Genomic DNA, 10,317 nt, shown 5'->3' with positions numbered 1-10,317 from the left:
CCCTCTTTACCGAAATTCTGAAAAGATTAGGGAAAGTTCTCTCAGAAGAGCTTTACGTCCTCTAAAGACTTCTCCTCCCATTAGACGGTCTATTAACTCTTGTTTTTCCATACTTTGCTTTGATTTGTAATTCTTTAGAAGTTCGTGAAAGAGATAATAATCGTCCAGCCTGAGTCCTTTTTCTCCTAGACGATAGCTAATCTCACTCACCTCTTCATAGGGTTCTTTGTCAAAACGGCGCTTGTGGCTTTCCTGTTTACGGATGTAATCTAGGATACGATTTCTAAACTTTGTTTTAAAGCAGACATATAGTTGATGGCGCTCGCCCTCTAGCAACTCTGGGTTGCGACTCACCAGCTCGTACAGACATAACATGCCTTCCTGATCCCAGTCCTCTTTCTCCCACAGATGCAAATGATAATCTTTGCGACACTTATGGACGATTCCCTTACTTTCTTCATATAAGTCTTTTAGATTCATAGACCTCTCCTTTCTGCATTTAGTTTAGCAGAATGCGCGGGTCCCTGGGTCTACTTCCTCTATTTTATACTTCTTCCTCCCTCAACAGCACATAAAAAGAGAGGCAAAGCCTCTCTGGGGTTATAATTCTGCAATTTGGTTGAGATTCACTTCTGCAATCGTGTCATTACCAAACATAGAGATAATCATCTTCACTTTGTTGTTATCAATTTCAGTAATTTTCCCTGTGTAGTCTGCAAAAGCGCCATCAATAATGCGGACTGTCTGTCCAACTTCAACATCAATATCAAACTCTTGAACAGTTTGTCCCATTGAAACCAGAATATCACGGATTTCTTGTTCCAATAGTGGAGTTGGTTTTGATCTGTTCCCGTGTGAGCCGACGAATCCTGTTACGTTAGGTGTGTTTCGAACGACGAACCATGCTTCATCTGTCATGACCATTTCTACAAGAACATAACCTGGAAAGCGATTCTCTTCAACTTCCTTTTTCTTTCCATTTTTCTCAACTTGCACGGTTTGTGTTGGAATCTCAACGCGTAGAATATTATCCAACATGTTATATGTTTGCGCACGTTGCAATAGATTTTCTTTTACCTTATTTTCATAGCCAGAATAAGTTTGCAGAACAAACCATCCCTTGTCAAAACTATCCATGATATTTCCTTTCATACATATATAGAAGAAAGCTAGCAGAAGTTCTCCACTTTTCTTCTAAAAAATGTTAATAAATCGAATCAAACCTGAAACAATCAACTGGTCAAAAATGTAAATGATGACCACAAAGAAGGCTGTGTATTCCATAATAGAGCGAAAATCTCTCCAGCTTTCTTTGCGAGTTGGCCAAGTTGTTTCTTTAAGAAGTTTAAAAATATCCTTAATAAAACCCATCGTTCTCTCCTATCTCGTTTCTCTATGTGTCGTATATTTTCCACAATGTTTACAAAATTTATTTACTTCTAGTCGTGTTGGCTTGGGGTTCCCACTAATTTTGATTGAATAATTCCTTGAACCACAAACTGCACAAGCTAGGCTTGCTTTTTTTAGTGCCATAACGCCTCCATCTTATCTATTATAACAAGAAACCTAGGCTTTGACAAGCCTCTTAACGAAATAGATTAAGGATTGAATCCCATATTGTCTGGGCTTTTTCTTTTATCTTAGCTTCTGAAATCGCACGGCCTGCTTCATCTACAAGATTTTGTGCGCGACTACGAATATCTCCTATCGGGTCCTCAGACTGGTTTGCCTCATTTTCAACAACCTGCTTTTTCGTATTTTCTGGTTCAATACCATTTTGTTTATAGGCATTCTCAACCGTAAAGGTGCTACCTGGAGTGTAAGGCAAAATGGTATTAGCCATACTTCTAAAGACATGGGCTGCTCCATTGGAGGTCGAACCTGCTAGATAATGGTTCTCATCTGTTGTTGGGAAGCCAAGCCAGTGGCTGATTACCACATCTGGAGTATAGCCGATCACCCACTGGTCACTGGTATATTCTGGGTTGAAAACAGCTTCAGTCGTACCTGTTTTACCAGCCATAACATAATCTGCTGGTGACGAACTAATTCCTGTACCATTTGTAAAAGTTCCCAACATCATGCTGGTCATTTTATCAGCTACAGACTTATCAATCACTCGTTTTTGGGAGTTTTTATGACTCTTGATGACCTGACCGCTGGCATTTTCAATACGAGTGATGAAATGTGCTTCAGGCATCAAACCTCCATTAGCAAAGGCTGCATAGGCTTGCGCCATCTGGAGAGGATTCGTCTCCACACCTCCACCAAGAGCAACTCCAAGAACTCGGTCAACTTTTTCCATATTTAGGCCAAATCTCTCCCCAGCGTCAAAAGCTTTGTCAATACCTAATTCATTTACAGTCGCAACAGCTGGCAGATTGAGTGATTCCGCCAAGGCCTGATACATAGGTACTTCTGGAGATGTCTTTATACCCGCATAGTTGTCTACTTGATAACTGTTGTACTGCATCGTATGATTATCCAGTTGCTTGTTCAAGGCCCATCCTGCTTCTACTGCAGGTGTATAAACGACTAAAGGTTTAATAGTTGAGCCTGGGCTACGCTTAGACTGAGTGGCATAGTTGAAATTGCGGAAGCCTGGTTTGTCATCACCAGCTACACGGCCAACAACTCCACGCACTCCACCCGTTTTAGGCTCTAGAGCAACACTACCTGATTCGGCATGCGTTCCATCTTCTGCCGTTGGAAATAGCGAAGTGTTTTCGTAAATAACCTGCATGTTTGCTTGGTAGTTTTGGTCAAGCTCTGTGTAGATTCGATAGCCATTGTTGACAATCTCTTCTTCTGTGAGATTGTACTTGGAAACCGCTTCGTTAACAACTGCATCAAAATAGGACGGGTAACGATAATCTGAAACCTTGCCTTCATACTTATCTTGCAGTTGAGAAGTCATATCTACTCCAGCCGCTTCGGTCTCTTGATTTTTATCAATATAACCCGCTGCAACCATATTTTGCAAAACAGTATCCCTACGGTTGGTCGAAGTTTCAACAGAATTTAATGGATTATACAATTCTGGTCCCTTGAGCATCCCTGCTAGAGTGGCCGCCTGATCAAGCGTTAGTTGTGAAGCCGATACACCGAAATATTTCTTACTTGCATCTTCAACACCCCATACCCCATTTCCGAAGTAGGCGTTATTGAGGTACATAGTAAGGATTTGCTCCTTGCTGTATTTCTTGGTCAACTCTAAGGCAAGGAAAAACTCCTTGGCCTTCCGTTCAACGGTCTGGTCCTGGGAAAGATAGGCATTTTTCGCCAACTGTTGAGTGATGGTAGAACCCCCTCCAGAACGACCTGCTGTAAGGATGGCTAGAAAGAAACGACCGTAGTTAATCCCATCATTTTTATAGAAGGAACGGTCCTCCGTCGCGACGACAGCATTTTGCAAGTCTTTACTGATATCTGTCAGTTCAACATAGGTTCCCTTTTGACCTGATAGGGCTCCTGCCTCTTTTTCTTCACGGTCAAAAATCAGAGTTCGCGTTTTCAAGGCATTTTGCAAATCATTGACATTGGTCGACTTGGCTATCGCAAATAGGTAGGTCCCTACTAGCAAACCTGCACTTAACCCTAAAATGATGACGATTTTTGTCAGATGATAACGGCGCCAAAATTTCCGAATTGGGCCTACTTGGGACAATTTTTTTCTATCGCTCCGTGAACGACGCATGCTAGTCGAATCAGGCTCCGCTGATTCATTCGTTTCTTTTTTAAAGAGAGAAAGAAACTTCTCAAATAATTTATCTAATTTCATGCGTTTATTTTATCATCTTCACCATAGGAACTCAAGAATTTAGCTACTCCCTATCCAAATAGGGCTTTTTTTGTTACAATATCTGTATGCAATTCATATTTACATTACCCGAATCCTTGCCTCAAATGACGGTCAAACAATTTCTAGAGGAACAACTCCTCATCCCTAGAAAAATCCGCCATTTTTTGAGAATCAAGAAGAACATCTTAATGAACCACAAAGAAGTTCACTGGAACGAGATGGTCAAGCCAGGGGACATTTGCCAGTTGACTTTTGACGAGGAAGATTATCCAAAAAAAGAAATCCATTGGGGCAACCCAGACCTCGTTCAAGAGGTTTATCAAGACCAACATCTCATTATCGTCAACAAGCCAGAGGGAATGAAAACTCACGGAAATCAACCTGGTGAAATTGCCCTTCTCAACCATGTCTCTGCCTACGTTGGCCAAACTTGTTATGTCGTTCATCGTCTGGATATGGAAACAAGCGGTTTAGTGCTTTTTGCTAAAAATCCTTTTATCTTACCTATCCTCAATCGTTTGTTAGAAAAAAAGGAAATCGCTCGTGAGTACTGGGCACTTATAGAAGGGCGAGTAGAGAGTAAAGAACTTGTCTTTCGAGATAAAATTGGTCGTGATCGACACGATCGCAGAAAACGAGTGGTAGATCCCAAAAGTGGGCAACATGCCGAAACTCAGGTAAGCCGACTAAAGCAATTTCCAAATCAGACTACCCTTGTCCGTTGCAAACTAAAGACCGGTCGAACACATCAAATCCGTATTCACCTCTCTCATCATAAGCACCCTATTCTGGGCGATCCTCTCTATAACTCTAGTTCAAAAGTAAGCAGGCTCATGCTCCATGCCTTCCGACTTTCCTTTACTCATCCACTCACCTTAGAACAATTGAGTTTTACTGCCCTCTCAGATACTTTCGAAACAGAATTAAAACAAAATGGATGACACTATCATCCATTTTTCTATACAAAAAAGCAAGACCAGAAGGCCTTGCTTTTATCGACTCAAGAATTATTTAGCGATTTTTGCAAAGTATTCAAGAGTACGTACAAGTTGTGCAGTGTATGACATTTCGTTGTCGTACCATGATACAACTTTAACCAATTGTTTACCGTCAACGTCAAGAACTTTAGTTTGAGTTGCGTCAAACAATGAACCGTAAGACATACCTACGATATCTGAAGATACGATTGGATCTTCTGTGTAACCGTATGATTCGTTTGAAGCTGCTTTCATAGCTGCGTTCACTTCATCAACAGTAACGTTCTTTTCAAGAACTGCTACCAATTCAGTAACTGATCCAGTTGGAGTTGGAACACGTTGTGCAGATCCGTCAAGTTTACCGTTCAATTCTGGGATTACAAGACCGATAGCTTTAGCAGCACCAGTTGAGTTAGGAACGATGTTTGCAGCGCCAGCGCGAGCACGGCGAAGGTCACCACCACGGTGTGGTCCGTCAAGGATCATTTGGTCACCAGTGTAAGCGTGGATAGTAGTCATCAATCCTTCTACAACACCGAAGTTGTCTTGAAGAGCTTTAGCCATTGGAGCCAAGCAGTTTGTAGTACATGAAGCACCTGAGATAACTGTTTCAGTACCGTCAAGAACGTCGTGGTTAGTGTTGAATACGATTGTTTTAACATCGTTTCCACCAGGAGCAGTGATAACAACTTTCTTAGCTCCACCTTTAAGGTGTTTTTCAGCTGCATCTTTCTTAGCAAAGAAACCAGTTGCTTCAAGAACGATTTCTACACCGTCAGTAGCCCAGTCGATTTGTTCTGGATCACGTTCAGCAGAAACTTTAACGAATTTACCGTTAACTTCGAATCCACCTTCTTTAACTTCTACAGTACCGTCGAAACGACCTTGAGTTGTGTCGTATTTCAACAAGTGTGCAAGCATAACTGGATCTGTAAGGTCGTTGATGCGAGTAACTTCAACACCTTCTACGTTTTGGATACGGCGGAAAGCAAGACGACCGATACGTCCGAAACCGTTAATACCAACTTTAACTACCATTAGTGATTTCCTCCTTATGAAAATCATGAAAATTTTATTGTGAAAAGAGTAACTTGAATCACTACAAATCACCTTTCAACAAACCTATTATATAACTATTTGAGTTTAATTGCAAGTACGGGCGTTGATTTTCTCTCCCGCTTTTCTACTTTTTCTCCCCCTTTTTATTCATTCATTCTTTTATTTCCAAAGCATATCTCTAGAATCTTTTATAATATCTGCATATTTTCCTCATTTCAAGGTAAAACTCCGATTTCAACTCTTTCAGAGTTTACAAAAAAGAGACAGGATAACTCCTGCCTCTAGGCTGATAAACGATTATTTACGACGTCCTGGACGTTCTGCATAACCATAGTAAGCATCTGCCATGATTTCTTCCATGTCAGCTACCATTGGCAAGCGTGGGTTTGCAGGTGAACATTGGTCTTCATAAGCAAGCAAGGCAATTTCATGCAAGCTGTCTTTCCAAGCTTTTTCATCAATTCCTTGATCCTTGAAGTTCATCTTGATACCTACTGCAACACCAAGTTCGTAAACTGCTTTAGCGTATGCTTCAACTGCTTCTTCTGGAGTTGAGTGAGGCAAGCCAAGCATTTTCGCGATGTCTTGGAATTTTTCATCAGCTTTCCAATAGTTGTACTTAGGCCATGTAGTGGTCTTAGAAGGACGAGTACCATTGTAACGGATAACGTATGGAAGCAAGATCGCGTTTGTACGTCCGTGAACAGTATGGTGAACACCACCAATCTTGTGGGCCATTGAGTGGCTCATACCAAGGAAGGCATTGGCGAAGGCCATACCAGCCATTGTAGATGCATTATGCATTTTTTCACGTGCTTCTGGGTCAGCTGTCTTAACAGATTTTTCCAACCATTCAAAGACAAGTTTGATTGTTTGAAGGGCGATACCGTCTGTATAGTCGTTAGCGAAGTTTGAAGTGTAGGCTTCAGTCGCGTGAGTCAAGACGTCCATACCAGTATCAGCAGCGATAAAGTCTGGAACTGATTCAACCAAAGCAGGGTCAACAATGGCAATAGTTGGTGTCAATGAGTAGTCAGCCAATGGGTATTTGCGGTTGTTTTTCTTATCAGAGATAACGGCAAATGGTGTTACTTCTGAACCTGTACCTGAAGTTGTTGGGATACCGATGTACTTCGCTTTCTTACCAAGTGATGGGAAGCGGAAGGCACGTTTACGGATGTCCATGAATTTTTGAACCAAGTCACGGAAGTCGATTTCTGGTTGTTCGTAGAAGAGCCACATTACTTTGGCCGCGTCCATTGGAGAACCACCACCAAGAGCGATGATTGTATCTGGTTCAAATGCTTTCATCACTTCAGCACCACGTTCTACAGTTGTGATGTCTGGATCTGGTTCAACATCTGAGAAGACTTGGATAGTTACACGGTTGCTACGTGCGTTCAATTGATCGATAACACGTTGAACAAAGCCAAGTTTTTCGATCGATTTGTCTGTAACAATCATAACGCGTTCAATATCTTCACATGTTTGAAGGTATTGGATAGAATTGCGTTCGAAGTAAATTTTTGAAGGAACTTTAAACCATTGCATATTATTTCTACGTTTCCCTACTTTCTTGATGTTTAGAAGGTTGATCGCACTCACGTTATCACCGACTGAGTTGTGTCCATATGAACCACATCCAAGTGTCAATGATGGAATGAAGGCATTGTATACGTCACCGATACCACCGAAAGTAGATGGAGAGTTCCAGATAATACGCATAGCTTTGATTTCTGTACCAAAGCGTTTAGCAAGAGCTTCGTCTTTTGTATGGATGGCTGCTGAGTGACCAAGTCCGTTAAACTCAACCATTTGACGAGCTTTTGTAAGACCGTCTTCTGTATCTTCAGCTTTTAGGACAGCGATAACTGGTGACAATTTTTCACGAGTCAATGGTTCTTTTGGTCCTACTTCTGCACATTCTGCAGCCAAGATGTTTGTTCCTTCTGGAACGCTGAATCCTGCTTGTTCTGCAATCCATGCTGCTGGTTTACCAACGATGTTTGCATTTAGTTTAGCACCTGCACAGTTTTTGCTGTTAGCTTTCACACCGAAACAGAATTCTTCAAGAAGTGCTTTTTCTTTTTTGTTTACAAAGTAAGTGTGGTATGATTTGAATTCTGCTACAAATTCGTCATACACTTCTTTATCAATGATAACCGCTTGCTCTGATGCACAGACCATACCATTATCAAATGATTTAGACATAACGATGTCATGAGCAGCTTGACGAAGGTCAGCAGATTTTTCTACATAGGCAGGAACGTTTCCGGCACCTACCCCAAGAGCTGGTTTTCCACATGAGTATGCAGCTTTAACCATAGCATTCCCACCAGTTGCAAGAATAGTTGCAACACCTTCGTGGTTCATTAGCGCTCCAGTTGCTTCCATAGATGGCTTTGTAATCCATTGCACACAGTTCTCAGGAGCACCAGCTGCAATCGCTGCATCGCGAACGATTTGTGCTGCGTGAGCTGATGATTCTTGAGCTGATGGGTGGAAGGCGAAAACGATTGGGTTGCGTGTCTTCAAAGCAATGAGTGATTTGAAAATCGCTGTTGAAGTTGGGTTTGTTGTCGGAGTGACACCACAGATTACCCCTACAGGCTCCGCAATCTTTGTCAAACCTGTAATTGGATCATCTTCGATAACTCCAACTGTTTTAACTCCACGCATATTGTTCACTACGTGTTCACAGGCAAATAGGTTTTTTGTCGCCTTGTCTTCAAATACTCCACGACCAGTTTCTTCAACTGCATGTTGTGCAAGGATACCGTGCGCGTCAAGTGCTGCAACCGAAGCTTTTGCCACGATGTAGTCAACTTGCTCTTGGTTCAACTTGCGCATTTCATCAAGCGCAACCAAGGCTTTTTTCACGAGACCATCGACATGCTTTTCAGCAGCAAGTTGTTTTTCCTCTGGTGTTACTGTTTTTTTATCAGCCATATTATCCTCCATAGCCTTTAAGGATGTTATCCTTTGTTAATTTTTTCACAAGTTTATTATAACTCTTTTTTTATGCTTTGTAAACAGTTTCATAAGTATTTCACAAAGAATTTTTCTGAGATTGTGATTTTTTTCTCAATATAGCTATGCAATAGAGTTTTGGCCGGATGATTGTGAAATTATGGAGAAATTTTTTTTATTTCACAAAGCTTTTCTAGTTGATAGTTAGTTATCAAATCCAAACAAAGAAAGCGCTTTCTTGCTGGTTTTAAAAAATAGTCTCCTAACTTGGAGACTACTGTTTTTGCTGAAAAACGCCTTGTTTAAAGGTCCCTTCATAAACAACTTCTTGCTCTGTCGTCAACTTCCCTTGACCTTCAGCCTGGCCATTTACAAAATCACCTTCGTATTTCCAGCCAGCTTTTGATTGGAAAGTCCCTTTTCCATTAAAGGCTCCATTATTGAAATCACCTGTATATTGGTCTCCATTTTCAAAGGTCAAGGTTCCTTGACCATTCATTTTCCCTCGTACCAAGGTGCCATCATAAACAAGAGCTCCACCATCAAGTGTCAGGACACCCTTTTTAGGCGTATTTAGCAGAAATACCGAAAGAGCACAGAGTACTATTACAACTACTGCAATGAGCTCTAACCTAGGACGAGTTAGGCAAACTCTACCCTTTTCATAAAATTGTTTAAGCTTTTCCATTATCACTCTCTTTTTCTAATCGATCTAGCCAGCTTTGACATCCACTTGTGATACGAGAATAGGTTTCCTCAAAATCTCCTGTATACCAAGGATCTGGGACACTTTCAGATGCAAAAGAGTAAATCTTGTACTGTAGTTCCTGAGGACACATGTGACGCAGATCTGAAACGTTTGAAGCATCCATACCGATAATGTAATCAAAGGCTTCAAAATCTTCCTTAGTAATCTGAAGAGATGTCTTGCTCTTGTCATAAGGAATCTCATACTGTTGAAAAATCCCTTGAGTGCCCTTATGAATCGGATTACCATGTTCCCAAGAGGAAGTCGCTCGACTTTGTATTTCGTAGTTATCTGTCATTGATTTCATAACAAACTCGGCCATAGGACTTCGGCAAATATTTCCTAAGCAAACAAATACTATTTTTTTCATCCCTTTTCCTCTCATCTCATAGAAAAACGGGAGTGACAGGTCCCGTTTTATTCTTCGATTGCTCCGCCTTCGTCAACAACTGTTCCTTCTGGTGTCACAGCTTCTTTGAGTGGCAAAACGGTCTTAATCGCAGCCAATTCAAAAGTCAAATAAACGCCATCTACATCCAGTACGATTGTACCTTTCTCAGTATCTACTTCATCCACTGTTCCGTAAAGCCCACCAATTGTAATGACTTCATAGCCTTTTTGAAGCTTGTTCAAGCTTTCCATACGCTTTTGTGCTTGTTTCTTTTGAGAACGTTGCATAAAGAACATCAAGGCAAACATACCTACAAGCATGATCACAAATGTTAAATTTGGACTAATATTTTCCATAGTATTTTCTCCTT

At 41.1% G+C, this 10,317-nt stretch carries 11 protein-coding genes; 1 reads left to right on the top strand and 10 read right to left on the bottom strand.

Annotation, left to right across the window (positions count from 1 at the left end; genetic code table 11):
* Positions 1-6 precede the first annotated feature (6 nt).
* From SORDD27_RS09335 to pbp2a, 5 genes are all read right to left on the bottom strand, one after another.
* Entirely contained in the window at positions 7-480 is a 474-nt protein-coding gene (locus tag SORDD27_RS09335; RefSeq protein ID WP_061428688.1) for a hypothetical protein, read from the bottom strand.
* A gap of 120 nt (positions 481-600) precedes the next feature.
* The gene (nusG, locus tag SORDD27_RS09330) at positions 601-1,137 is read right to left on the bottom strand and encodes a transcription termination/antitermination protein NusG (protein ID WP_000376732.1); all 537 of its coding nucleotides are present in this window, start codon (positions 1,135-1,137) and stop codon (positions 601-603) included.
* Positions 1,138-1,194: 57 nt separating this feature from the next.
* Positions 1,195-1,371 (bottom strand): preprotein translocase subunit SecE, encoded by a 177-nt coding sequence (gene secE, locus SORDD27_RS09325; RefSeq protein ID WP_000505776.1) that lies wholly within the window; start codon positions 1,369-1,371, stop codon positions 1,195-1,197.
* A gap of 9 nt (positions 1,372-1,380) precedes the next feature.
* Positions 1,381-1,533, bottom strand: coding sequence for a 50S ribosomal protein L33 (gene rpmG / locus SORDD27_RS09320; RefSeq protein ID WP_001809375.1), 153 nt, complete (start codon positions 1,531-1,533; stop codon positions 1,381-1,383).
* Positions 1,534-1,585: 52 nt separating this feature from the next.
* Positions 1,586-3,781 (bottom strand): penicillin-binding protein PBP2A, encoded by a 2,196-nt coding sequence (gene pbp2a, locus SORDD27_RS09315; protein WP_061428686.1) that lies wholly within the window; start codon positions 3,779-3,781, stop codon positions 1,586-1,588.
* 86 nt (positions 3,782-3,867) lie between these two features.
* On the opposite strand from pbp2a, the gene SORDD27_RS09310 reads away from it, so the two are divergent.
* Positions 3,868-4,743 carry an RluA family pseudouridine synthase gene (locus SORDD27_RS09310; RefSeq protein WP_081103425.1) on the top strand — a complete coding sequence of 292 codons (876 nt, stop codon included), beginning with the start codon at positions 3,868-3,870 and terminating at the stop codon, positions 4,741-4,743.
* A 66-nt stretch (positions 4,744-4,809) separates the two neighbouring features.
* On the opposite strand, the gene gap is transcribed toward SORDD27_RS09310, so the two are convergent.
* From gap to yajC, 5 genes are all read right to left on the bottom strand, one after another.
* Complete coding sequence (gene gap, locus SORDD27_RS09305) at positions 4,810-5,817, bottom strand: type I glyceraldehyde-3-phosphate dehydrogenase (protein ID WP_000260679.1); 1,008 nt, start codon at positions 5,815-5,817, stop codon at positions 4,810-4,812.
* Positions 5,818-6,135: 318 nt separating this feature from the next.
* On the bottom strand, positions 6,136-8,787 hold the full coding sequence (adhE, locus tag SORDD27_RS09300) for a bifunctional acetaldehyde-CoA/alcohol dehydrogenase (RefSeq protein WP_061428684.1): 2,652 nt from the start codon (positions 8,785-8,787) through the stop codon (positions 6,136-6,138).
* A 295-nt stretch (positions 8,788-9,082) separates the two neighbouring features.
* Positions 9,083-9,496, bottom strand: a complete 414-nt coding sequence (locus tag SORDD27_RS09295) for an MORN repeat-containing protein (protein WP_061428682.1) — start codon at positions 9,494-9,496, stop codon at positions 9,083-9,085.
* Positions 9,483-9,926, bottom strand: a complete 444-nt coding sequence (locus tag SORDD27_RS09290) for a low molecular weight protein-tyrosine-phosphatase (RefSeq protein WP_061428680.1) — start codon at positions 9,924-9,926, stop codon at positions 9,483-9,485. Before SORDD27_RS09290 ends, SORDD27_RS09295 begins: the two co-directional genes overlap by 14 nt.
* A gap of 47 nt (positions 9,927-9,973) precedes the next feature.
* Positions 9,974-10,294 (bottom strand): preprotein translocase subunit YajC, encoded by a 321-nt coding sequence (gene yajC, locus SORDD27_RS09285; RefSeq protein WP_025168961.1) that lies wholly within the window; start codon positions 10,292-10,294, stop codon positions 9,974-9,976.
* Between the last annotated feature and the right edge of the window lie 23 nt (positions 10,295-10,317).

Origin of the sequence: Streptococcus oralis (assembly GCF_001579025.1) — a bacterium.
Lineage (GTDB): Bacteria > Bacillota > Bacilli > Lactobacillales > Streptococcaceae > Streptococcus > Streptococcus oralis_X.
This window is presented reverse-complemented; position numbering and strand designations above follow the sequence as displayed.